Origin of the sequence: Roseivivax halotolerans, assembly GCF_900115815.1 — a bacterium.
Taxonomy (GTDB): Bacteria; Pseudomonadota; Alphaproteobacteria; order Rhodobacterales; family Rhodobacteraceae; genus Roseivivax; species Roseivivax halotolerans.
Window position 1 is genome coordinate 84,318 of the sequence record NZ_FOXV01000005.1, and the last position, 23,893, is coordinate 108,210.

Here is a 23,893-nt window from a genome sequence, read left to right on the forward strand (position 1 = left end):
CTCATGGACCTGCGCAACGTCGCAATCATCGCTCACGTGGACCACGGCAAAACGACGCTGGTGGACGAATTGCTGAAGCAATCGGGCGCGTTCCGCGAAAACCAGCAGGTGGCCGAGCGGGCGATGGATTCCAACGACCTCGAACGCGAGCGGGGGATCACCATTCTCGCCAAGGCGACCTCGGTCGAGTGGAAGAGCACGCGGATCAACATCGTCGACACGCCGGGCCACGCCGATTTCGGCGGCGAGGTGGAGCGTATCCTGTCGATGGTGGACGGTGTCGTTCTGCTCGTGGACGCCGCTGAGGGGCCGATGCCCCAGACGAAGTTCGTGACCTCGAAAGCGCTCGCGCTTGGCCTGCGCCCCATCGTTGTTCTGAACAAGGTCGACAAACCGGATGCCGAGCCCGACCGCGCGCTCGACGAATGCTTCGATCTTTTCGCCAATCTCGGCGCGGACGAGGATCAGCTCGACTTTCCGCATATGTACGCCTCTGGCCGCTCCGGCTGGGCCGATCACGAGCTTGACGGCCCGCGCAAGGATCTCTCGGCGCTCTTCAAGCTGATCGTCGATCACGTGCCCGCGCCGAAGCAGGTGAAGCGCGAAGACGAAGACTTCCGAATGCTCGCAACAACGCTCTCCTCTGACCCGTTCCTCGGCCGCATCCTCACGGGCCGGGTCGAGTCCGGCAAGCTCAAGGTCGGCGCGACGGTGCAGGCGCTCAGCCGCATCGGTCAGAAGATCGAACAATTCCGCGTCAGCCGCATCCAGGCCTTTCGGGGTCTCGCCTATCAGGACATCGAGGAAGCGCGCGCGGGTGACATCGTCACGCTCGCAGGGATGCAGAAGGCGACCGTCGCGGACACGATCTGCGCGCTCGCCGTCGAGGAGCCGCTCGACGCCCAGCCGATCGACCCGCCGACGATCACCGTAACGTTCGGGATCAACGACAGCCCGCTTGCGGGCCGTGACGGCAAGAAGGTTCAGTCGCGCGTGATCCGAGACCGGCTGATGAAGGAGGGCGAGTCCAACATCGCCATCAAGATCGCCGAGACGCCGAGCGGCGATGCCTTCGAGGTCTCGGGCCGGGGCGAGTTGCAGATGGGCGTTCTGATCGAGAACATGCGCCGCGAGGGCTTCGAGCTGTCCATCGCGCGCCCGCAGGTCATCATGCGCGACGGCGAGACCGGCCGCGAGGAGCCGATCGAGGAAGTCACCATCGATGTCGATGACGATTATTCCGGCGCCGTGATCGAGAAGCTGACCGGCGTGCGGAAGGGTGAGCTCGTCGAGATGAAACCCGCTGGCACCGGCAAGACGCGTATCATCGCGCACGTTCCGGCGCGGGGCCTCATCGGCTACCAGGGCGAGTTCCTGACGGATACCCGCGGCACCGGCGTGATGAATCGCGTCTTCCACGGCTGGGCCCCCTACAAGGGCAAGATCGAGGGGCGGCGCGCAGGCGTGCTGATCTCGATGGAATCGGGCGAATCCGTCGCCTTCGCGCTCTGGAATCTCGAAGAGCGCGGCCGGATGTTCATAGGCCCCCAGGCGAAAGTCTACGAGGGCATGATCATCGGCGAGCACAGCCGCGAGAACGACCTTGAGGTCAATCCGCTCAAGGGCAAGAAGCTGACCAACGTGCGCGCCTCCGGCACGGATGACGCTGTGCGCCTGACACCGCCGACGATCATGTCGCTGGAAGAGGCCATCGCCTATATCAACGACGACGAACTCGTCGAGGTCACACCGAACGCGATCCGTCTGCGTAAGCGCTATCTTGATCCGCATGAGCGCAAGCGGATGTCCAAAGCCTCGTGAGCGAGCTGAAGCGCTCTCCGGGCCTGAAGGGCCATGTCACCGGCGCCGATCTCGGCGTCGGCGTGACGGTGCTTTTCGTGACATCCGACACAGTGGGCAGCGGGCCGAAGCTGCACTGGCACCCCTATGACGAGCTTTTCGTGATCCGGCGGGGCCGGGCGCGGTTCTTCGTCGGGGACGAGGTGATCGAAGGCGGCCCCGGCGACGTCATCCGGGGGCCCGCTGAAGTGCCGCACAAGTTCGAGGTGCTCGAGGTTCCGTACGAGGCGCAAGACCTCCATCTTGCGCCCGAATGGATCCAGACGGACCTCGAATAGACCGTTACTCGGTCGTCTCGACGATCAGAAGATCCCGCTCCGACGCGCCGGTCGCATGGCTCAGGGCCTCCTGGTAAGCGTCTGAGCGGTAGCAGGCCTCCGCATCCTCGACCGACGGGAAGCGCGCGACGACGTGGCGCTCGCGCTCGTTTCCGGTCGCGGTCTTGTTTCCTTCAAGCACGACATAGCGGCCGCCGCGGGCGACGAATTCGCCGCCATGCGCGGCAATCGCCGGCCCGGCGAGCTTGGCATACTCGCCATAGGCGTCCGCGTCGGTGACATGGACGTGGGCGATCCAAAGTGCGGGCATGTTATCCTCCGATCACGGCTTCCGCCGCCTTGATGGCTTCTTCCGCGTTCTCGGCCGAGGCTGCGCCGCCTTGCGCCATGTCCGGGCGGCCACCGCCGCCCTTGCCGCCGAGCGCCTCGACCGCGGCTTTCACGATATCGACCGCAGAGACCTTGTCCGTCAGATCGTCGGTGACCCCCGCCGCGACGGCGGCCTTGCCGTCCGCCTCGGCGACCAGAAGGATCACACCAGAGCCGATACGGCGTTTGTGCTCATCGAGAAGCGGGCGCAAATCCTTGCCCGAGACGCCGGTGAGCGTCTGCGCGAGGAAGGGTGTGCCTCCGATATCCTTGGGCTCCGCGCCGCCGGCATCGCCACCGCCCATCGCGATCTCGCGCTTGAGCTGCGCGACCTCGTTCTGCAGCGCGCGGCGCTCATCCATCAGCGCGCGGACGCGTCCGGGCAGGTCGGCGGGAGACGTCTTCAGATCGAGCGCGAGGTTCGCGACGAGGTGATCCTGGCCGCGCAGATAGTCGAGCGCCGCCTGGCCCGTCAGCGCCTCGATACGGCGCACACCGGAGGAGGATGCACTGTCGCCAAGCGTCACGAAAAGCCCGATCTCGCCGGTACGGGTCACATGAGTGCCGCCGCACAGCTCGATGGAATAGGTCGTCCCGTCCGTACCTTTGCCGGAGCCCGGCTGCTGGCCCATCGAGACGACGCGCACTTCGTCACCGTATTTCTCGCCGAAGAGCGCCTGTGCGCCCATCGCGCGGGCATCGTCCGGCGTCATGATCCGGGTCTCGACCGCCGCGTTTTGGCGGATGTAGTGGTTGACCTCGCGTTCGATGGTCTCGATCTCGGTCAGCGACAGACCCTTGGCGTGGCTGAAGTCGAAGCGCAGGCGGTCGGGTGCATTGAGCGAGCCCCGCTGCGCGACGTGATCGCCGAGTGTCCGCCGCAGCGCCTCGTTGAGAAGGTGCGTGGCGGAGTGGTTGGCGCGGATCTTGCGGCGGCGGTCATGGTCGACCTCGAGCCGCGCGGCCTCGCCCTTCGTGATCGTGCCGTCCGTCACCTCGCCGAAATGTATGAAGACGCCCGCCACTTTGCGCGTGTCGGTGATCTTCGCGCGGCCCTGATCGGTCGCGATCTCGCCGGTATCGCCAACTTGGCCGCCAGCCTCCGCGTAGAAGGGGGTCTGGTTGAGCACGAATTGTACCGTCGCGCCCTTCGCGGCGGATCCGGTCGCGGCACCATCCTCGACGATGTCGAGCACGATCGCTTCGGCGGTTTCGGTGTCGTAGCCGAGGAAGTCGGTCGCCCCATGCGTGTCGGCCAGATCGTACCAGATCGCAGCATCGGCGGCTTCCCCCGAGCCCGACCATGCGGCGCGCGCCTTGGCCTTCTGCTCGGCCATTGCCGCGTCGAAGCCTTCGGTATCGACCGTGCGATCCTTTTCGCGAAGCGCATCCTGCGTGAGGTCGAGCGGAAAGCCGTAGGTGTCGTAGAGCTTGAACGCCGCCTCGCCGGGCAACTCCGCGCCTTCGGGCAGCTTGCCGAGCTCGTCGTCGAGCAGCTTGAGACCGCGATCCAGCGTCTGCTGGAACCGCGTCTCCTCGAGCTTGAGCGTCTCCTCGATCAGCGCCTGCGCGCGGGGAAGCTCGGGATAGGCCGCGCCCATCTGGCGCACGAGCGCGGGCACGAGCCGGTGCATCAGCGGATCCTTCGCGCCCAGAAGATGCGCGTGGCGCATCGCGCGGCGCATGATCCGCCGCAGGACATAGCCCCGCCCATCATTCGACGGCATGACGCCGTCCGCGATCAGGAAGGAGGTGGAGCGCAAATGGTCCGCGATCACCCTGTGATGCACATTGCCGGGCCCATCGGGATCGGTCGATGTGGCCTCGGCGGATGCCACGATCAGGCTCCGCATCAGGTCGGTGTCGTAATTGTCGTGTTTGCCCTGCAAGAGCGCGCCGATCCGCTCGAGCCCCATGCCGGTGTCGATCGACTGCATGTCGAGCTCGCGCATCGAGCCATCCTCGAAGAGCTCGTTCTGCATGAAGACGATGTTCCAGATCTCGATGAATCGGTCGCCATCCTCTTCGGGCGATCCCGGCGGGCCGCCCCAGATGTGATCGCCATGATCGTAGAAGATCTCGGTGCAGGGCCCGCAGGGGCCGGTGGAGCCCATCTGCCAGAAATTGTCCGAGGTCGCGATGCGGATGATCCGGTCTTCGGGGATGCCGACCTTCTTCCAGATCGCGGCGGCGTCGTCATCGGTGTGATAGACGGTCGCCAGAAGCCGGGTCGGATCGATGCCGAATTCGCGGGTGATGAGCTCGTAGGCGAAGGGGATCGCCTCTGGCTTGAAATAGTCGCCGAAGGAGAAATTACCGAGCATCTCGAAGAAGGTGTGGTGCCGGGCGGTGTAGCCCACATTGTCGAGATCGTTGTGCTTGCCGCCGGCGCGCACGCATTTCTGCGAGGTGGTGGCGCGGGTATAGTCGCGGTGTTCGAGCCCGGTGAAGAGGTTCTTGAACTGCACCATGCCGGAATTTGCGAACATGAGCGTGGGGTCGTTCCGAGGCACGAGCGGGGAGGAGGGCACGACCTCGTGTCCCTGCTTCTCGAAATAGCCGAGGAAGGTGGAGCGGATGTCGTTGAGGCTGGGCATTCTCGGCTCTTGTCTGTCCGTGGATCTGATCGAGCGGAGGTGTAGCGCCGGGCGCGCCGGGTGTCCACGGGCGGCAGAAGGGGCAGGGCGCAAATGCGAACGCCCCGGCCACTCGGGCCGGGGCGATGACGGGTTTATCAGGGCGTGGAAGCTGCGCGCCGGGGCTTAGCCCTCGACCACGTCGTCCTGTTCTTCTTGGCCCATGTCGAATTCGAGCCCGTGCGCCGCGCGGATCTTGTCCTCGATCTCGAGCGCGACGGCGGTGTTCTCCTTGAGGAAGGTCTTGGCGTTCTCGCGGCCCTGACCGATGCGCTCATCCCCGTAGGAATACCAGGCGCCCGATTTCTCCACCACGCCGGCTTTGACGCCGAGGTCGATCAGCTCTCCGGTCTTGGAGATGCCCTCGCCATACATGATGTCGAACTCGACCTGCTTGAAAGGCGGGGCGACCTTGTTCTTCACGACCTTCACGCGGGTGGCGTTGCCGACGACCTCGTCGCGATCCTTGACCGCGCCGATGCGGCGGATGTCGAGCCGGACGGAAGAGTAGAACTTCAGCGCATTGCCGCCTGTCGTCGTCTCGGGCGAGCCGAACATGACGCCGATCTTCATCCGGATCTGGTTGATGAAGACGACCATGCAGTTGGAGCGGCTGATCGAGCCGGTGAGCTTACGCATCGCCTGCGACATCAGGCGGGCCTGCACACCGACGCTTGAATCGCCCATGTCGCCTTCGAGCTCGGCCTTGGGCGTCAGCGCCGCGACCGAATCGACCACGACCATGTTCACCGCGCCCGACCGCACCAGCGTGTCGGTGATCTCGAGCGCCTGCTCGCCGGTGTCGGGCTGGGAGATCAGAAGCTCGTCCAGGTCGACGCCCAGTTTCTTGGCATATTGGGGGTCGAGCGCGTGTTCGGCGTCGACGAAGGCGCAGACGCCGCCCTTTTTCTGCTGCTCGGCCACGCAATGCAGCGTGAGCGTCGTCTTGCCCGAGGATTCGGGGCCGTAAATCTCAACGATGCGGCCCATCGGCAGCCCGCCGATCCCGAGCGCGATGTCGAGCCCGAGCGAGCCGGTCGAGGTCGCCTCGATATCCCGCATCGCGTTGTCGCCGCCCATCTTCATGATGGAGCCCTTGCCGAACTGCCGTTCGATCTGCGCCAGAGCCGAATCCAACGCCTTCTGCTTGTCTGCCGTACGCTTGCTGTCCATGGAGAGTAGGTCTGCCATCTGCTTGCCTTTCCGTCCTTATTCCATACCGCAAAGCACGCGGCAATGACTGCGTCGTTCACCTCTTGTTCTCGTGATGTATGAGGGCAAAAGGGGAACATTTCAAGAGAAATCAACCAAGCGATCTTTGCGCGAGGAGCGTAAACAAGTAGTTACGAAGCGCGAGGCAGAGAGGGGCGGGCATGCTGGTATTCTGGAAGGCGCGGCTGGTGATGCTGGCGGTGCCGAAGACGGGCACATCGGCTTACGCCAAGGCACTCGCGCCGCATGCGGGTATGGTGGTGAATGACCCGCCGGAGCTGAAGCACGCGCCGGTCTATCGTTTCAACCGCTTCTTCCGCCCGATGTTCGAGAAAATGGGCGCCGAGGAGATGGATGTGATGGCCGTCATCCGCGAGCCGATTTCCTGGCTCGGCTCATGGTACAGGTATCGCCAGCGGCCGTTTCTCGACGGCAAGCGGGTCTCCACGAAGGATCTGTCCTTCGACGCCTTCGTCGACGCCTATTGCCGGGGCGATCGTCCGCCTTTCGCCAATATCGGCGACCAGTCGAAATTCGTCGAACCCCGGCCGAACGGCACGGAGGTTACGCATTTCTTCCGCTACGAGGATCAGGGGCGGATCGTGTCCTTCCTGGAGGAGCGGCTCGGCGTCGAGATCGACCTGCCGCGAGAGAACGTCTCGCCCCGCCGCGATCTGACTCTCAGCCCAGAGATCGAGGCAAAGCTCCGCCGCAAATGTGCTGCCGAGTTTGCGCTCTGGGAAGGGATCGGCTCGGAATGAGCCTCGTCTAGACCGCGACCAGCCGGATGAGCCAGGCCACGATGCCGAGCGTGGTGATCGAAGCCGCCCAGATCACGACGAACCAGGCAAGCTTGACCTTGGTCGGGCGCGGGTCGTGAGCCATCAATGATACCCTGCATTCTCGTCGATTTTTCCGCGGAACACCCAATAGGCATAGGCGGTGTAGATCAGGATGATCGGGATCAGGAGTCCCGCGCCAATCAAGGCGAACAGGAGGCTCGAATCCGGCGCGGCGGCCGCGTCGATCGTCAAGGAGGGCGGCACGATATGGGGGTAGAAGCTGATCCCGATACCGATAAAGCATACGATGAAGAGCGCGTTGGCCATGAAGAAGGGCTGATAATCCTTGTTCTTGGCCAAGCCCGAGAACAGGAAGTAACTTATGAGGATCAGGAAGACCGGGACGAGATAGCTCCAGAACGCTGCCGGCAGGGTGAACCAGCGCTCGTAATAGACCGGGTCCTGAAACGGGGTCAGCGTCGAGACGACGCCGATCAGGGCAAGCGTCGCGACACCGAGCGGCCCTGCGAGCTTGCGATTGCGCTCCTGTAGCGGACCTTCGGTCTTCATGTTGATCCATGTCGCGCCCAACAGCGCGTAACCGACGACCAGCGCCGCGCCGCAAAAGAGCGAGAACAAGGTCAGCCAATCGAACCAGCCCCCCGCATAGGAGCGCTGCTCGATCTCGATCCCTTGGACCAGCGCGCCAAGCGCGATCCCCTGGCAGAAGGTCGCGACGAGCGATCCGCCGAAGAAAGCGGCCGACCAGAAGCCTTTCCAGCGCTTGGTCTTCCAGCGGTACTCGAAGGCCACGCCGCGAAAGACGAGGGCAAGCAGCATCAAGGTGATCGGCATGTAGAGGGCCGGCATCACGACGGCATAGGCAAGCGGGAAGACGGCGAATAGCCCGCCGCCGCCGAGGATCAGCCAGGTCTCGTTGCCGTCCCAGACGGGCGCGACCGAGTTCATCATGATGTCCCGTTCCTTCTCGGACTTGGCGAGAGGGAACAGGATCCCGATGCCCAGATCGAAGCCGTCGAGAATCACATAGACGAGCACCGCGAAGGCGATGAGGCCAGCCCAGATGAAGGCGAGATCGAAGAATTCCATGTGCCGCCTCCTTTACTCGCCCGGGACCCAGGCATCGGGCTTGAGCTGGTTGGCCGGGGTGATGCCCGCGGTCCGGATCGGACCGTCGTCGATCTCTGGCGCGGTGTCCTTCACCTCCTTGCTCATCAAGCGGAGCAGGTAGAACGTGCCCGCCCCGAAGACGAAGAAATAGACCACGATGAACGCGATGAGCGATGTGGCCACCGCGGGGGCCTCGACCGGCGAGAGGCTGTCCGAGGTCCGCATGAGGCCGTAGACGGTGTAGGGCTGACGTCCGACTTCCGTCGTGATCCAGCCTGCCAGCACCGCGACAAAGCCCGAAGGCGCCATCACCGTCATCACCCGTTGTAGAGCCCGGTCATCGTAGAGCTTGCCCCGGTACCGGCTGAGAAGGCTCCAGAGCCCGACGCCGAGCATAAGGAAGCCGATGCCGACCATGACGCGGAAGGAATAGAAGACGATCGCGACCGGCGGCTCCTGATCGTCTGGAATCGTGTCGAGCCCGTCCATCGGCGCGCCCCATTCGTGCTTCAGCACGAGCGAGGAGAGCTGCGGGATCTCGATCGAGTAGTCGATCCTTTTCTCTTCCGCGTTGACGATCCCGAAGAGGATCAGCGGCGCGCCGTCTGGATGGCTGTCGTAATGACCTTCCATCGCCATGACCTTCTGCGGTTGGTGCTCAAGCGTGTTCAGGCCGTGGAAATCGCCCGCGACGATCTGAATCGGGGTCACGCAGACCGCCATCCACATCGCCATCGAGAACATCTTGCGCGCCTCGGGGTCGGTCTTCTCGCGCAGAAGATGCAGCGCGCCCGTACCGCCGACGACGAAAGCCGTGGTCAGGTAGGCGGCGAGAACCATGTGCGTCAGCCGGTAGGGGAAGGAGGGATTGAAGACGATCTCGAGCCAGCTTTCAGGCACGAATTGCCCGTTCTCGGCGATCGAGAAGCCGGCGGGTGTCTGCATCCACGAATTCACAGAGAGGATCCAGGTGGCCGACATCAACGTGCCGAAGGCGACCATGAGCGTTGCGAAGAAATGCAGCTTCTCGCCCACCTTCTCGCGTCCAAAGAGCATGATCCCGAGAAAACCCGCCTCGAGAAAGAAAGCCGACAGCACCTCGTAGGCCATGAGCGGGCCCAGGATCGGGCCGGTCCGGTCAGAGAAGACCGACCAGTTGGTGCCGAACTGGTAGGACATCACGATGCCCGAGACGACGCCCATGCCGAAGGCAACCGCGAAGATCTTTTTCCAGTAGTTGAAGAGGTTGATATAGACCGGGTTTCGCTTCCAGAGCCAAAGCCCGTTCAGGACGGCGAGAAAGCTCGCAAGGCCGATAGAGAAAGCCGGGAAGATGATGTGAAACGAGACGGTAAAGGCGAACTGGATCCGCGCCAAAGTCTCTGCGCTGAAGCTTTCGAGCATATGTTCTTCCCGTTTCGTAGCACTTATAGGTCAGAACTAGGCAGGTGATCGGTCAAGGAAAGCGCGGTGCGCCAGCTTTGCGGTGCGACATCTTGCAATCCAAGGTGGTGCCAAGACCTCTGAGATGCGGCATCTTGCGTTTCAAGCGCGCCTGTCAGCTTTGCCCGGATGCGGAACGGAGCGGCTTTCCGGTGCTGCGCGATTGGCCGCGGAATTCCGCGATACGCGTGCCGTCCGCCTCGCGCGAAACCGTGACGTCGTAGAGCCCCGAGCGTCCTGGGCGGGCGATCTCGCGCGCCTTAGCGATCAGCCGGTCGCCAAGCTTGCCGGGCGCGAGGTAGGTAATGCTGTTCGATTGGGCGACGGTCACGACATCATAGGTGTTGCAGGCAAAGGCGAAGGCGCTGTCGGCCAGTGTGAAGATAAAGCCGCCATGCGCGATCCCGTGCCCGTTCACCATCTCGGGCCGGATCGTCATCGCAAGCCTCGCTTGGCCCGGCGCGACGTCGAGAAGCTCCATGCCGAGGCCCCGGCTCGCGTGATCCTCGGCCCACATCGCCTCGGCGCAGGCCCATGCCAGAATATTTGCATCGCTGTTCGGCATGATCGCCTCCCCAAGCCGGTCAAACCCGGCGAGGGAAGGCTACAGGAGCTAGGGTCCGGGCCTCAATGCCCGTTCGTCTCAGCTTTCCGGCGCGTTCGGGAAAAAGAGCTGCTGCCCGTTGACGGCGTAGTCACCGATCGCCGTCTGGCCTTCTTCGGACAGGAGCCAGTCGGCAAAGCTCTGCGCGGCCTCGGCATTCACGCTCGGGCAATGATCGGGGCTCACGGGGATCACGCCGTACTGATTGAAGAGATCCTCGTCGCCCTCGACCGCGATCTCGTAATCCTGCTTGTTCTCGAAGCTGATCCAGGTCGCGCGGTCGGTCATCACGTAGGCGCCCATGCCGATCCCGGCATTCAACGTGGCGCCCATGCCGGAGCCCGTTTCGCGGTACCATTCGCCCGACCCGGTGGACGGATCGACGCCGCTTGCCTCCCAGAGCGACAATTCCTTCTTGTGGGTGCCGCTGTCATCGCCGCGCGAGGCGAACAGGCTTCCGCTCTCGGCGATCTGGGACAGGGCCGCCTCGACATCGCTCATGCCGCCCACGCCGGCCTGATCGCCGTCCGGGCCGACGATGACGAAATCGTTGTACATCAGGTCGGTGCGGCTTGTGCCGTAGCCGGCTTCGACGAAGGCTTCCTCGGCGGGCTTGGCGTGCACGAGCAGGAGATCGCCATCGCAATTCTCCGCATTGGTGATGGCCTGGCCCGTGCCGACGGCCACGACGTTGACCTCGATGCCGGTCTCTTCCTCGAAGATCGGCAGGAGGTGATCGTAAAGGCCCGAATTCGCCGTCGATGTCGTGGATTGCACGATTATCGACTGCTCCTGCGCGTGCAGGGCGCTGGCCGCGACAATCGCCGCGAAGGAGACACAGAGAGTGCGCTGGAACATGTGAGAGCTTCCTTTCCTGGTTGAAAATCAGACGACGATGCGACCGCTTATGAAAGCGCGCGCAGCGTCGGTTGCGGGTCCGTCGAAAAACGCGTCCGCTTGTGTCTGTTCGAGAACGCGCCCCTGGTGGAGGAACACGACCTCGTCGGCCAGCCGCCGCGCCTGGCCGATATCGTGCGTCACGAAGACGATCCGCATGCCGGCATCGCGCGACTCGCGGACGATTTCCTCGATGGCGAGGGTTGATGCGGGATCGAGGCTCGCGGTCGGCTCGTCGAGGAACAGCACCTCCGGGTCGGTCGCGAGCGCACGGGCGAGGGCGAGGCGCTGCGCCTCGCCGCCGGAAAGTCGTCGCGCGGGCTGACGCGCCTTGTGGGCAAGGCCGACATGGGTCAGGAGCGCATCGCGCCGCGCCGGATCGCCGCCCCGGTTCTTCAGCACGAAATCGAGGTTCGCCGCGACGGACCGTCTGAGGAGGACCGGTGTCTGGAACACGAGCGCCTGCCGCTGCGTCACGCTCTCCGCCGGTGCGCCGCCCCAGGTCACCTCGCCCGTATCGGGGCGGATCAAACCATGCAACATCTTGAGAAGGAGGCTTTTTCCGGCGCCGTTCGGGCCGATCACCGTGGTGATGCCGTCGCCCGAGAGCGTCAGGTTCAGCCCGTCGATCGCGGCCGTCCCGCCAAGGGTCAGCCGCACATCGGCGGCGCGCAGCGGGAATAGCGGTGCGCGGCTTGAGGTCTCGTGGGCACTTGCCCGGACGGCGAAAGGGAAGGCAGCGTCAGACATAGGCGTGCCGTGCGGCGCTCATCCGCACGCCCTGAACCGCGGCATTCACGCCGAGCGCGATCACCAGAAGCACGATGCCGAGCGCCAGGGCGAGCGACAATGCGCCCTTCGATGTCTCGAGCGCGATGGCAGTGGTCATCACGCGCGTGAGGTGGTCGATATTGCCGCCGACGATGATGACTGCGCCGACCTCGGCGACCGCACGGCCGAACCCGGCAAGACCCACCGTCAGCAGCGCGTAGCGGGCATCCCAGATCAGCGCCTGCATCGCTTGCCAGCGTCCGAGACACAGGGAGCGGAACTGCTCGGCATATTCGGAATGCATGTCCTCGAGCACCTGGCGTGACAGAGCCGCGACGATGGGAGCGATCAGGATCGTCTGCGCGATGATCATCGCGGTCGGGGTGTAGAGAAGGCCGAGAAAGCCCAAGGGACCAGAGCGCGACAGGTGGAGGTAGACGATCAGCCCCACGACGACCGGCGGCAGGCCCATCAGCGCATTCATCACGACGAGCACCGCGCCCCGTCCCGGAAAGCGGCTGATGGCGACGAGCGCGCCCAGCGGCAGACCGATCAGGCAGGCAAGAAAGGTCGCGCTGAGGCTGACCTGCAACGAGAGCGCGACGATCTCCAGAAGATCGGCATCTCCGCTCAGAACGAGCTGCAGCGCGAGCCACGTTGCCTCTGTCATGTTCTGCATAATTTCCGGCCCCACGGAATCTATGCAGCGACGCTATGTGCGAAGAGGCCTGCCGTCAAGCAGCGGCCCTGTCTTTGGGTTGGGGCAAATACCGCGGAGAGCGCGAGAGGCAGCGCCTCTCGCCGCCGCCCTCAGGCGGCGGCTTCGCGGGCTTCCCGATCGGCTTTCGGGAACATGAGCGAATAGAAGACCGGCGCCGCGATCAACGTCAGGATCGACGCAAATCCGAGCCCTCCCATGATCGTCACGGCCATCGACGCGAAGAACGCATCCCACAGCAGCGGGATCATCCCGAGGATCGTCGTCACCGCTGCCAGCACGACGGGCCGCAGACGCGAGGTGGAGGCGCGCACGATGGCGTCCCTGAAGGCGACGCCCTCGGCGCGGGTGAGGTCGATCTCCTCGACCAGCACGATGCCGTTCTTGATCAGCATCCCCGACAGCGACAGCAGACCCAGGAGCGCGGTGAAGCTGAACGGCAGCCCGGTGCCAAGAAGGCCGATCGCCACGCCGTTCACCGCCATAGGCACGAGCAGCCAGACGATCAGCGGTTGGCGCAGTCGCCCGAAGAGCAGGATCGAGATCACCACCATGATGATGAGCGACAGGGGAAGCTGCTTTCCGAGGCTCTCCTGCGCTTCGGTCGAGCTTTCGTATTCGCCGCCCCATTCCATCGTATAGCCGTCCGGCAGTTCCATCGCCTCGATATCGGCGCGGAGCGTGTTGAACACGGCAGAGGCGTTCATGTCTGCCGGAATGCCCGCTTCGACGGTGATCGTCGATACGCGGTCACGGCGCTGGATCAGGGTGTCCTCGATGCCGAAATCGAACCCGTTGATGATCTGCTCCACGGGAATGAACGCCTGCGCGGCATCGGAATAGACGACTTGGTCGATCAGGTGCGCTGCGCCCGGCTGGGTCGCGCCGGGCATCCGAACGAGGATCGGGATGAGCCGGTCATTCTCGCGATAGACCCCGGCGCGCGCACCGTCCGTCGCGGTCAAGAGCGCGTTGGCCAGATCCTCGCGGGCGACGCCCGCGGTCTGCGCGCGCTCATCGGCATAATCGGGCTTGAGGACAAGCTCGCGCTCGCGCCAATCGGTCCGCAGATCCTGCACGTCGTCCGTCGCGGCCTGCATCCGGTCGGCCGCTTCCTTGGCGAGCGCGCGAAGGACATCGGCGTCCGAGCCCGAAAACCGCACCGCGATCGGAGAACCGCCGCCCGGCCCGAAGGCCAGACGTTCGGTGCGAAACTCGCCTTCTGGCAGCTGCGTGCGCCCGAAGCGCTCCAGATCGTCCCGAAGGGGCGGGATGTCCTCCAGCGTTTCGGTGCGGATCACCAGATGCCCGTAGGTCGGAAGTGCTTCCTCGGGCGAGTAGGTGAGCATGAAGCGCGTGGCGCCGCCGCCGACGAAGGTCGCCACCGAGACGATCTCGTCGCGCTCCGAAAGCCAGTCCTCCACGAGCGCCATATCCTCGGCGGTGGCATTGATGCTGGCACCCTGGGGCAGCTTGTAATGGACGTAGAAGATCGGCGTGTTGCTGTCCGGGAAGAATTGCTGCTTCACCTGGCCGAAGCCCCAATAGCAGACCACCGTCAGGGCGAGCAGCGCCGCGATCACGAGCCAGCGCACGCGCAGCGCGCCGCGCAGGACCGCGCCGTAAGCCCGGAACACCGGCCCGCCATAAGGATCACCTGCCTCACCCGATCCCTGGCGGAAGACGTAATGCGCCAGAAGCGGCGTCGCGGTAATCGCGAGCACCCAGGACAACAGAAGGGAGATGCCGATGACGGCAAATAGCGAGAAGAGGAACTCGCCCGTCGCATCGGGCGAGAGGCCGATCCCCGCGAAGGCCATGATGCCGATCACCGTCGCGCCAAGAAGGGGGATCTGGGTCTTGCCCGCGACGTCCTCCGCCGCCTCGCGTGAAGATTTGCCCTGGTCCATGTCGCCTTGCATCCCCTCGGCGACGACGATGGCGTTATCCACCAGCATCCCCATCGCGATGATGAGCGCGCCGAGCGAGATCCGTTGCATCTGCAGATCGCCGAGCGCCATGAAAAAGAGCGTGCCGACGACGGTCAGAAGCAATGTCGATCCAACCACCACGGCAGATCGCCAGCCCATGAAGACCGCGAGCACCAGCACCACGATGCCGACGGACATGGCAAGGTTGATGAGGAAGCTCGTCGAGGCCTCATCGACCACGACATGCTGCTGGTAGATCGGATGCAGCTCGACGCCGAGAGGGATGTCCGGCTGCAACGCGTCGAGCTGGGCATCGACGGCGCGCCCCACGTCGACGATGTTCTCGCCCTGCCGGCCGGAGACGCCAAGCGTGAAAGCTTCCTCTCCATCGAAGCGAATGATCGTCGACGGATCTGCGACGCGCTCGCGGTAGACGCGCGCGAAATCCGTGATCTCGATCACCTCGCCCTGAACGCCGATCGTGAGGCCTCGGATGTCATCCACCGTGCCCGAGCCTTCTGGCGCGTCGATACGGATTTCCTGGCCCGACTGGCTGACCGAGCCGGCATCCGACACCGCGTTCGAATTGGAGATGGCCTGCGCGATGGCGCCGGGAGAGATGCCCAGGTTCTTGATGAGAGCCTTGTCGGGCTCCACGAAGATGCGCTCTTCGGGCAGCCCCGCCAGCGCGACATCGGCAACGCCCTCGACCGTCAGCAGCTCGCGCCTGAGATATTCGCCAAGCTCGTGTATCTCGGCATCGGAAAATCCGGGCGCGGTCACCGCGTAGAAGATGCCGTAGACATCTCCGAAACTGTCGTTGACCTGACTCGGACCCGCGCCCGAGGGCAACTGGTTCTGTGCGTCAGAGACCTCCTTTCGCAGCTTGTCCCAGATCTGCGGCAATTCCGAGCCGTCATAGGTCGACTGGATCTGCACCGTGATCCGGCTTGTGCCCGGCTTGTTGGAAGAGGTGATGTAGTCGATCTCGGACATCTGCTGGATGGCCGATTCCAGAGGTTCGCTGACCTCTGTCGCGACCTGATCGGCCGATGCGCCGGGATATTGCGTGAAGACCACCGCCGACTTGATCGTGAAGGCCGGATCCTCGAGCCGGCCCATCGTGGCAAAGCCCCAGAGGCCGCCCAGAATGCAGCCGATCATCAGCATCCATGTCAGAAGTGAGCGGTCGATAGCTCCGCGAGCGATGGACATGGACCTCACTCCCCGACAGCGGTGAAGCGGCGGACGGTCTGGCCGTCCTCGATCATTGACGCCCCGGCCACGACGATCTCGGTGCCGGGCTCGGGCCCGTCGGTCATCACGACCGTGCCGTCATCGGCGATCTCGATCTCGACCGTAACTTGCCGAACCTGACCTCGGTTTTCGTCCTCCTCGGAAGGGGTGAACACCATGACGGTCGGAGTTCGATCGGGCGTGTAGACGAGCGCGGTCTCGGGAATGGAGATCTGGCTCTGATCGCCCATCGCGGCCCGCGCCGTCACGGTCACAGAAGAGCCGGGCAGGACGTAATCGCCCGGATCCTCGGTGAAGGCGAGGGTGGTGCGGTAGGTCTGGCCCACCTCGGCGGTCTCGGCCTCGAATTCGCGCGGTGCGAGCGTGAAGCGCTGATCGCGGCCGGGCAGAGTGGCGGTGAATTCCACGTCGGAGCGATCCTGCGCGCGGCGGAACAGGATCTCCGGCACGTCGATGTTCACACGGATCTCGGACATATCCGAGACGCGCAGCACGGCCTGTCCGGCCGAGACTGTCGAGAAGAGCCCCGCCACGCGGCGCACCACCAGCGCGTCATAAGGCGCCTCGAGCGTGGCATCGTCGAGCCGCTCTTGCGCGTTCTCGAGCTCGATCCGCGCAAGGTCGCGCTGCGTGCGAGCATCCTCGATCTGCACCTCCGAGACGGTCGCGCTGGAGAGGTTCTCGAGGCGCTGCAGGTCGCGCTCGGCCTTGTTGAGCTGCACCTCGGCTTGCCGGACGCTGCGCTCGAACGGATCGAGATCGAGCTCGGCCAGAAGCGTTCCGGCCGGATAGGTCGTGCCTTCGCTGACCGGCAACTCGGCGATCTGACCGCCGACCTGGAAAGCGAGGTCCACCGTTTCCTTCGCCGCGACCCGCCCGAAGAATTCGCGTTCAAGCGCCACGTCGCCCGTCGTGAGCGTCATCATCTTGGCGGGCCGGATCGCGCGCGGTTCGGCGCCTGTCTCCTCGGACTGTGCCAGGGCGAGGCCGGGGGCGAGCATCAAGGCGAGAGCAAGAAGGGCGGGTCGGGCGGATACGAGGTGTGTCATGCGGTTGTCCGTTCGTGAGCGCCGGCCATGTCGGGCCAGCCGCGAAAGATAAGGGTAGTGAAGGCCCGTGCCATCGCTTCGGGCGGAAGCGGATCGGCCGAGCCGATCCAGTGGCGCACGACAGAGACGAAGGCGCCGGTGTAGAAACGCGCGGCGATGCGGCGCATCAAAGGATCGGAGGAATAGGGGTTCTCCGGCGTTGCGCCGATCAGCTTCTCGACAAGCTCGGCGAAACGGTCTTCGGGGGCAAGCCCGGGCACTCCGTCAAGAAGCGCGCGCAGGCGCGGATCGTCCCGAGGCAGGTCGCGAAAGACACGCTCGAACTTCCGTCGGTGCAGCTCCTGCAAATCGGCCTCGTCCGCGGGCGCGCACCTGATTTCAGCGTTGCGTCGCTCGATCTCGGCCAGAAGGGCATCGAGATAAGCTTCCAGCATGTCGGGAAGCCCGACGAAATGACCGTAGAAGGTCTGCCGCGTCGTGCCGGCGCGCCGCGAAAGCTCCTCGACCGAGATTTCGGCGAGCGGCTTCTCTGCAAGGAGCGTACGCAAGGCGGCTTCGAGGCGCAGTCGGGTGCGGTGTCGTCGGGGATCCATAAGCCATGACTTTGCCTTTTTTTGACAGACGTCAAGAAAAGGGTCACTCAGAACAACGCACAGTCGCTGTGCGCTCGGCCGGATCGCGTCAGGGGATGGTGAGGAGATCTTTGAGCCACTCGGACATCGCTGCTTTTTTACTCTAGAATTGGAGCAAGTCATCGACTTCATGCACCATGCCCGGCACTTCGGGGCGGTGTTGCGCCTGTTACAAAAGGGCTGAAAAGCGTGATGGCGGAGACGAAGGGATTCGAACCCTCGAGACGGTTTCCCGCCTACTCCCTTAGCAGGGGAGCGCCTTCGACCACTCGGCCACGTCTCCGCCGACGCGTATAGCGGTCCAAGCGTTGGATTTACAAGGCAAAACTTCAATCTTTGGAGGACTGGCCCCGGACCCTGCCAAGCCCTTGAAATAGCGCGGAAAGGAAAGGGTGGGTGAGCGAAAACGGAGTGGATCTTGTCGGATATCGTCGCGGCCCACGTGCTTTCGGGCGAGGGACGCGTTTTTCCGTCGCCGGGTCGTGCGACGTCCTGAGAGATCGGTCACCCTTTACCGTCAGCGCGAGGCGCGCGCAGCCTCGCGGGCGGCACGAACCTCCATGCGGGGATACCAATCGTAACGAGTGTCTTCCGGGGGCGGGGCCCAGAAAAGCGTCCCGCCGCCGCGCCAGGGGTCCAGCAACACACCGTCGTCGAGCTCTGCGCCGCGGGCGCTGATGACCGCCGAATGATGGATGACCCGGAAGCCTTCGGGCGGTGAGGTCGCCCAATGCATCTCCAACGTCTCGAAGCGCTCTTGCCGCAGACGCGTGATCATCGCTTCGGCCCAATCGTTGCAGAGCCCCTTGTCGCGCAGACCGTGCAGCACTTTCGCGTTATGGACGAGCGGCGGGTCCGTCACCTGCCAGTCGGCGGCGAGTTGCAATGCGTAGGAGGAGGCGATCTCGGCCGCACGCGCCGCTTCGGCAGGGTCGACATCGGGTCCAAGCGCCGCGATCTCGGCCGCCAGGGCACGGGTATCGGCAGGTTCTGTCGTCGGCGTGCCCGCGCAGGCGGTGAGTGCCAGAAGACCGGCAAGCCCAAGAATCCCTGTCAGAAATCGTCGCATCGACCGTTCCTTGTCGCAATCCCGCGTCCGGGAACTGGTGCCTGCATGGCACGGCTTTGTCGAGCCGATATACGCCGGATGCGGTTTGAGGCGATGCGTCACGGAAGTCCGACGGTGCGTCGATCGGCCAATTGCAAATCGTATTTGAAAACATGAATATGTCGCCGTAACTCGAAAGGGCCGAAGATGAACACCCCCGCTGCCGAGACAACCTGGATCGACCGTTTTGACGGGTTGCGGCGTCTGCCTCCCGATCTGCGCCAGACGCTCGCCTCGGGCAGTGCCATCGTGACCCTGCCGAGCGGAGCCGCGGTTTTCGGGCCGGGCCAGTCAGCGGACAACCTTTTGCTTTTGCTCGAAGGAACGGTGCGTGTCTCGCAAGCCTCGGAGACGGGCCGCGAGGTGTTTCTTTACCGCGTTCATGCCGGCGAGAGCTGCGTTCTGACGACGGCCTGCATGCTGGCCTTCGAGGATTACGCCGCCGATGGCGTCGCCGAGACCGATGTGACCGCCGTCGCTATTCCGCGCGCGACCTTCGACGATCTCGTGGCACGCTCGCCGGTCTTTCGCGAGTTCGTCTTCACCGCCTATTCGCGGCGGATCACCGATCTTTTCGCGCTGATCGACGACATCGTCTTCCAGCGGATGGATGTGCGCCTCGCCGCGCGGCTTCTGGAGCTTGCCGACGCGCAAGGCGCGATCCACGCCACGCACCAGGTTCTCGCAACCGAGCTGGGCACTGCACGGGAGGTGATCTCGCGCACTCTGGGTGAATTTCATCGTCGCGGCTGGATCGAGCAGGCGAGGGGCAAGGTGCAGCTTCGGGACAGATCAGGGCTGAGCCGGCTCGCCCGCTCCGACCATGCCTCCGTGTCGGGTCTGTGACGAAGTCACCGTCGCGCGGACGCGTTCCGTGCAATCAGGGGTCATGGTGAGTCCAAGGAGACCAAGATGACCAAGAACATGGGCACTTTCGACCGGGCCGCGCGTATCGTCGTGGCGCTTATTCTTCTCTACGTTGCGTTCGGCACGTCCTTCGCGGCGACCGGCCTCCTGCATTGGCTCGCGATCGGCGTCGCGGCCGTATTCGTGCTGACGACGCTTGTCGGGAATTGTCCGCTCTACAGCCTCGTCGGCATCAAGACCTGCCGCGATTGCTAAGCGCGCGAAAGAATGGAGAACGATATGAAGGACCAGACCGACACCCTGCTGCACCCCGAGGTGACCGGCTTTTTCGATCCGGCGACGAACACGATTTCCTATGTCGTGAAGGATCCCGGCTCGAATGCCTGCGCCATCGTCGATTCCGTTATGGATATCGACTACGCAGCGGGCCGGATCAGCTATGACCATGCCGACGAGATCATCGCCTTTGTGCGGCAGAACGATCTGTCGGTCGACTGGCTGATCGAGACGCATGTTCACGCCGATCACCTGTCTGCCGCGCCCTATATCCAGGCGCAGCTCGGCGGCAAACTCGGGATCGGGGCAAAGATCACGGTCGTGCAAGACACCTTCGGCAAAGTCTTCAATGAAGGCACGGAGTTCCAGCGCGACGGCTCGCAATTCGACCGGCTCTTCGAGGATGGAGACACCTACGATGTCGGCGGGATGACCTGCCGCGCGATCCACACGCCCGGCCATACGCCAGCCTGCATGACCCACGTGATGGGCGATGCCGCCTTTGTCGGGGATACGCTTTTCATGCCCGATGGAGGCTCGGCACGGGCGGACTTTCCGGGTGGCGATGCGGGCGAGCTTTTCGATTCGATCCAGAAGGTTCTGGCCCTGCCGGACGAGACGCGGCTCTTCATGTGTCACGATTACGGGCCGGGCGGTCGCGAGATCCTGTGGGAGACGAGTGTCGCCGAGGAGAAGGCGCACAACATCCATGTCGGCGGCGGCAAGACGAAAGAGGAGTTCGTCAAATTCCGCACCGAACGGGATGCAGGGCTCGAGATGCCGAAGCTCATCATCCCGTCGCTGCAGGTCAACATGCGTGCCGGCGAGCTGCCGCCCGCAGATGCGGACGGCAAGCGTTTCCTGAAGGTGCCGATCAACACGCTTTGATGCGGGTTCTTTGAGCTATGTATGGCGGGTGGGCTTCGGTCCGCCCGCCCAATAAACTGAATTGAGGGGGCGGAATGCGCCTGTCGAGATACCTGCCGATCCTGGATTGGGGCCGCCGCTACGATCGCGATGCGCTGTCGAACGATATGATCGCGGCGGTGATCGTCACGATCATGCTGATCCCGCAATCGCTGGCCTATGCGCTTCTGGCGGGATTGCCGCCCGAAGCAGGGATCTATGCGTCGATTGCCCCAATCCTGCTTTACGCGCTTTTCGGCACGTCGAACGCGCTGGCGGTGGGGCCTGTCGCGGTCGTCTCTTTGCTGACGGCGTCGGCGGTGGGGCAGGTGGCCGAGGCAGGCACTGCAGGATACGTCGCAGCGGCATTGACGCTCGCGCTTCTCTCGGGCGGGTTCCTGCTTCTCATGGGCGTGTTCAAGCTTGGCTTTTTCGCCAACTTCCTGAGCCATCCGGTGATCGCGGGCTTCATCACCGCGTCGGGCATCCTGATCGCGACGAGCCAGGTCAGGCACATTCTCGGGATTGAAGGGCAAGGGCATACGTTGCCGGAAATGCTGGGATCGCTCTGGGCCAATCTCGGCGACACGCATCTGGCGACGCTCGTCATCGGCGTGGCGGCGACGGGCTTTCTTTTCTGGGTGCGGCGCGGTCTGAAACCAGCGTTGCGGGGCCTCGGCGTGCCGAACCGAGCTGCTGACATAGCGACCAAGGCCGGCCCTGTTCTTGCGGTGGTGGCGACGACCTTCGCGGTCTGGGCGCTCGGTCTCGCGGATCGCGGTGTCGCCATCGTCGGGGCAGTGCCGCAAAGCCTGCCGCCCCTGACCATGCCCGACCTCTCGCCCGCGCTGCTGCGCGACCTCGCCGTGCCGGCTATCCTGATCTCGATCATCGGCTTTGTGGAATCCGTGTCGGTCGCGCAGACGCTCGCGGCCAAGCGCCGGCAGCGCATCCAGCCCGACCAAGAGCTGATCGGCCTCGGCGCGGCGAACATCGGCGCGGCCTTTACCGGCGGCTATCCGGTGACGGGTGGTTTCGCGCGCTCTGTCGTGAATTTCGACGCTGGCGCGGCGACCCCCGCCGCGGGCGCCTTCACCGCAATTGGCCTCGCCATCGCCGCGCTTGCCCTCACGCCCCTCGTGTTCTTCCTCCCGAAAGCGACGCTTGCGGCAACGATCATCGTCGCGGTGCTCAGCCTTGTCGATCTATCGATTCTCCGACGCACTTGGGCTTATTCGCCCCGCGATTTCGCCGCCGTCGCCACGACCATCGTGCTGACGCTCGGGCTTGGGGTGGAGATCGGGGTCGCCTCGGGCGTTCTGCTGTCCATCGCGCTTCACCTCTACAACACCGCGAAGCCGCACGTCGCCGAGGTGGGCCGGGTGCCCGGCACCCAGCATTTCCGCAACATCAACCGCCACAACGTCGAGACCGATGCCCGCGTCGTCACGCTGCGTATCGACGAGAGCCTTTATTTCGTGAACGCCCGTTTTCTCGAAGACCTGATCCAGGACCGGGTTGTGGCCGATGAGAGCGTCCGCGACGTGATTTTGATGTTCTCGGCGGTGAACACCGTGGATTACTCGGCGCTCGAAAGCCTAGAGGCGATCAACGAGACGCTGATGGCGCTCGGAATCGGCTTGCACCTCTCCGAGGTGAAGGGGCCGGTCATGGATCGTTTGAAAGCCACGCACTTCCTTGCGGAGTTGAACGGCGAGGTGTTCCTGTCGCAGCACGATGCCTGGGACGCGCTGACCCGCCGGCAGCCACCGCGCGCAGCCCAATAGCCCTATTGCGCGCACAACCGGCGGCGGTTAAACCGCCGCCACGGTGCCGGCATAGCTCAGCTGGTAGAGCAACTGATTTGTAATCAGTGGGTCGGGGGTTCGAGTCCCTCTGCCGGCACCAGGACTCGCTTTTGCCGAAAATCCAAGGTTGCCTTGTCGCGCTCTGACGGAGCGCCGATTGCTCACGCCGAGATAACCAGATTGTTTTATTGGCAGCCCTGAAAATCGGTTTATCGTTTGCTCAATTGGTAACGGAGCTGGGTTCGGACCGATGACACGATCAGCAGATCGAAGCTGGATTGCGCGTTCCGATGGTACGGGCTTGCGGCTCGACCGACGCCGTTCGGACGGAATTCTGACCTTCGAAGATGTCGCGCTGTGCAAACATGAAGGCGCGGCGATGGCCTTTGACCCGCTTCAGGGCGGATGGGTTCCAGCCGGTGTCGAGGACGATCTTCACGTCGCAAAACCCGTTCTGCAAAACGACATCCGTGCCGGGAGCAAGCCGAGTGTCGCGGATCGTCTGCAACTCCGAAGCTGGTCGCAAACCGATCTACCCCGCTACCGGGAGCTTCTTGACGATCCGCTGATCTGGGAGAACATGACCGAACCCTACCCGGACCCGCTCACGGAAGAGATGGCATCGGCTCTGATCGAGGTCTCGAACAGCAGCAATCATCATAGGGTGTTCGCGCTTCTGAAGGACGGGACACCCGTCGGGCAACTCAGAGTGCTCTTCGAGGTCGACCCAGATGATCCGCAGACCGCCGAAATCAGCTACTGGATCGGCCGGGACTACTGGAAGCAGGGTTTGGCCAGCGTCGCGGTGCCCTCGTTCGCGGCGCGGTGCCTGAAGGATCATCCCGGCCTCACATCCCTGATTGCCCGTGCGAAGGACGAAAATACGGCGTCCTTGCGTGTTCTGGGCAAGGCGGGCTTCGTGATCGAGCGGCCGGATCAAAGGCCGGGCTGGACGCTTCTGCGGAAGGTGCGAGACGACAGTTGAGACGCGCCCGCGTCCGATCGCCGTGGCGCATGGCGGTCGTCGCCCGATCTACAACTCTCGCAGATACGCCGCCGAGACATGGCCGGTCAGCCCCGGCGCGCGATCGAGCGCGACCTTGCACCAGCGCGTGCCGCCGGTCTGCTGGCAGCTGTCGACACGCAGGATCGTGCCGTTCGGAAGACCCGCATAGACATCGAAGCCGATGCCGGGACCGCCGCGCAGCTTCAGCATGTCGTCCTCTTCGACGCCGTAGACTTCGAACCTTTCCCGAAAATCGACGGCCTCGGCCACCGGGCCACCGCAGCCTGCCAGAACGCCGAATAGCAGCGTGAGCGGAAGTGCACCGCGCATGAGCTTCTCCTGTTATCTGCCT

At 64.1% G+C, this 23,893-nt stretch carries 23 protein-coding genes and 2 tRNA genes; 9 read left to right on the forward strand and 16 right to left on the reverse strand.

The genetic code is table 11. The features are described from left to right. Positions 1 to 3: 3 nt before the first annotated feature. Positions 4 to 1,821, forward strand: a complete 1,818-nt coding sequence (gene typA, locus BM171_RS08735; protein WP_093010699.1) for a translational GTPase TypA — start codon at positions 4 to 6, stop codon at positions 1,819 to 1,821. Further along, positions 1,818 to 2,138, forward strand: coding sequence for a cupin domain-containing protein (locus BM171_RS08740; protein ID WP_093010701.1), 321 nt, complete (start codon positions 1,818 to 1,820; stop codon positions 2,136 to 2,138). The genes typA and BM171_RS08740 overlap by 4 nt, the downstream gene beginning before the upstream one ends. Positions 2,139 to 2,142: 4 nt before the next feature. On the opposite strand, the gene BM171_RS08745 is transcribed toward BM171_RS08740, so the two are convergent. From BM171_RS08745 to recA, 3 genes are all read right to left on the reverse strand, one after another. Then, complete coding sequence (locus tag BM171_RS08745; protein WP_093010703.1) at positions 2,143 to 2,448, reverse strand: DUF1330 domain-containing protein; 306 nt, start codon at positions 2,446 to 2,448, stop codon at positions 2,143 to 2,145. A 1-nt stretch (position 2,449) separates the two neighbouring features. Further along, positions 2,450 to 5,104, reverse strand: coding sequence for an alanine--tRNA ligase (gene alaS, locus BM171_RS08750; protein ID WP_093010705.1), 2,655 nt, complete (start codon positions 5,102 to 5,104; stop codon positions 2,450 to 2,452). Positions 5,105 to 5,269: 165 nt separating this feature from the next. Next, positions 5,270 to 6,334 carry a recombinase RecA gene (recA, locus tag BM171_RS08755; protein ID WP_093010707.1) on the reverse strand — a complete coding sequence of 355 codons (1,065 nt, stop codon included), beginning with the start codon at positions 6,332 to 6,334 and terminating at the stop codon, positions 5,270 to 5,272. A 182-nt stretch (positions 6,335 to 6,516) separates the two neighbouring features. Between recA and BM171_RS08760 the strand changes: the two genes are divergently transcribed. Then, positions 6,517 to 7,116, forward strand: a complete 600-nt coding sequence (locus BM171_RS08760; RefSeq protein ID WP_093010709.1) for a gamma-glutamyl kinase — start codon at positions 6,517 to 6,519, stop codon at positions 7,114 to 7,116. A 7-nt stretch (positions 7,117 to 7,123) separates the two neighbouring features. Here the strand turns inward: BM171_RS08760 and BM171_RS08765 are convergent, their stop codons facing one another. The 12 genes from BM171_RS08765 to BM171_RS08820 form a co-directional block, all read right to left on the reverse strand. Then, on the reverse strand, positions 7,124 to 7,240 hold the full coding sequence (locus tag BM171_RS08765) for a DUF2474 family protein (protein ID WP_093010711.1): 117 nt from the start codon (positions 7,238 to 7,240) through the stop codon (positions 7,124 to 7,126). After that, positions 7,240 to 8,247 carry a cytochrome d ubiquinol oxidase subunit II gene (gene cydB, locus BM171_RS08770; RefSeq protein ID WP_093010713.1) on the reverse strand — a complete coding sequence of 336 codons (1,008 nt, stop codon included), beginning with the start codon at positions 8,245 to 8,247 and terminating at the stop codon, positions 7,240 to 7,242. The genes BM171_RS08765 and cydB overlap by 1 nt, the downstream gene beginning before the upstream one ends. Positions 8,248 to 8,259: 12 nt before the next feature. After that, positions 8,260 to 9,672 (reverse strand): cytochrome ubiquinol oxidase subunit I, encoded by a 1,413-nt coding sequence (locus BM171_RS08775; RefSeq protein ID WP_093010715.1) that lies wholly within the window; start codon positions 9,670 to 9,672, stop codon positions 8,260 to 8,262. Positions 9,673 to 9,826: 154 nt separating this feature from the next. Next, positions 9,827 to 10,276 (reverse strand): hydroxyphenylacetyl-CoA thioesterase PaaI, encoded by a 450-nt coding sequence (gene paaI / locus BM171_RS08780; protein ID WP_093010717.1) that lies wholly within the window; start codon positions 10,274 to 10,276, stop codon positions 9,827 to 9,829. Between the two features lie 78 nt (positions 10,277 to 10,354). After that, entirely contained in the window at positions 10,355 to 11,173 is an 819-nt protein-coding gene (locus BM171_RS08785) for an ABC transporter substrate-binding protein (protein WP_093010719.1), read from the reverse strand. A gap of 27 nt (positions 11,174 to 11,200) precedes the next feature. Further along, positions 11,201 to 11,962, reverse strand: coding sequence for an ATP-binding cassette domain-containing protein (locus tag BM171_RS08790; protein ID WP_093010721.1), 762 nt, complete (start codon positions 11,960 to 11,962; stop codon positions 11,201 to 11,203). After that, positions 11,955 to 12,662 (reverse strand): ABC transporter permease, encoded by a 708-nt coding sequence (locus tag BM171_RS08795; RefSeq protein WP_093010723.1) that lies wholly within the window; start codon positions 12,660 to 12,662, stop codon positions 11,955 to 11,957. Before BM171_RS08795 ends, BM171_RS08790 begins: the two co-directional genes overlap by 8 nt. A gap of 131 nt (positions 12,663 to 12,793) precedes the next feature. Further along, complete coding sequence (locus BM171_RS08800; protein WP_093010725.1) at positions 12,794 to 15,847, reverse strand: efflux RND transporter permease subunit; 3,054 nt, start codon at positions 15,845 to 15,847, stop codon at positions 12,794 to 12,796. 5 nt (positions 15,848 to 15,852) lie between these two features. Continuing rightward, entirely contained in the window at positions 15,853 to 16,938 is a 1,086-nt protein-coding gene (locus tag BM171_RS08805) for an efflux RND transporter periplasmic adaptor subunit (protein WP_093010727.1), read from the reverse strand. Then, positions 16,935 to 17,531 carry a TetR/AcrR family transcriptional regulator gene (locus tag BM171_RS08810; protein WP_152462768.1) on the reverse strand — a complete coding sequence of 199 codons (597 nt, stop codon included), beginning with the start codon at positions 17,529 to 17,531 and terminating at the stop codon, positions 16,935 to 16,937. The genes BM171_RS08805 and BM171_RS08810 overlap by 4 nt, the downstream gene beginning before the upstream one ends. A gap of 232 nt (positions 17,532 to 17,763) precedes the next feature. Next, positions 17,764 to 17,853: transfer RNA gene (locus BM171_RS08815), tRNA-Ser, on the reverse strand. 234 nt (positions 17,854 to 18,087) lie between these two features. Beyond that, on the reverse strand, positions 18,088 to 18,639 hold the full coding sequence (locus BM171_RS08820) for a hypothetical protein (protein WP_093010731.1): 552 nt from the start codon (positions 18,637 to 18,639) through the stop codon (positions 18,088 to 18,090). 186 nt (positions 18,640 to 18,825) lie between these two features. On the opposite strand from BM171_RS08820, the gene BM171_RS08825 reads away from it, so the two are divergent. The 6 genes from BM171_RS08825 (at position 18,826) to BM171_RS08850 (ending at position 23,520) form a co-directional block, all read left to right on the forward strand. Beyond that, a complete protein-coding gene (locus BM171_RS08825) occupies positions 18,826 to 19,524 on the forward strand; it encodes a Crp/Fnr family transcriptional regulator (protein ID WP_093010733.1) in 699 nt (232 codons plus the stop codon). A 66-nt stretch (positions 19,525 to 19,590) separates the two neighbouring features. Further along, positions 19,591 to 19,800: a YgaP family membrane protein gene (locus tag BM171_RS08830; RefSeq protein WP_093010735.1), complete on the forward strand. Its 210-nt coding sequence runs from the start codon at positions 19,591 to 19,593 to the stop codon at positions 19,798 to 19,800. Between the two features lie 24 nt (positions 19,801 to 19,824). Further along, a complete protein-coding gene (locus BM171_RS08835; protein WP_093011087.1) occupies positions 19,825 to 20,709 on the forward strand; it encodes an MBL fold metallo-hydrolase in 885 nt (294 codons plus the stop codon). Between the two features lie 74 nt (positions 20,710 to 20,783). Continuing rightward, complete coding sequence (locus BM171_RS08840; RefSeq protein WP_093010737.1) at positions 20,784 to 22,514, forward strand: SulP family inorganic anion transporter; 1,731 nt, start codon at positions 20,784 to 20,786, stop codon at positions 22,512 to 22,514. Positions 22,515 to 22,559: 45 nt separating this feature from the next. Further along, positions 22,560 to 22,635, forward strand: a tRNA-Thr gene (locus BM171_RS08845). A 150-nt stretch (positions 22,636 to 22,785) separates the two neighbouring features. Continuing rightward, a complete protein-coding gene (locus BM171_RS08850) occupies positions 22,786 to 23,520 on the forward strand; it encodes a GNAT family N-acetyltransferase (RefSeq protein WP_093010739.1) in 735 nt (244 codons plus the stop codon). A gap of 48 nt (positions 23,521 to 23,568) precedes the next feature. Here BM171_RS08850 and BM171_RS08855 read toward each other — a convergent pair whose 3' ends face one another. After that, the gene (locus BM171_RS08855) at positions 23,569 to 23,871 is read right to left on the reverse strand and encodes an SH3 domain-containing protein (RefSeq protein WP_093010741.1); all 303 of its coding nucleotides are present in this window, start codon (positions 23,869 to 23,871) and stop codon (positions 23,569 to 23,571) included. Positions 23,872 to 23,893 lie beyond the last annotated feature (22 nt).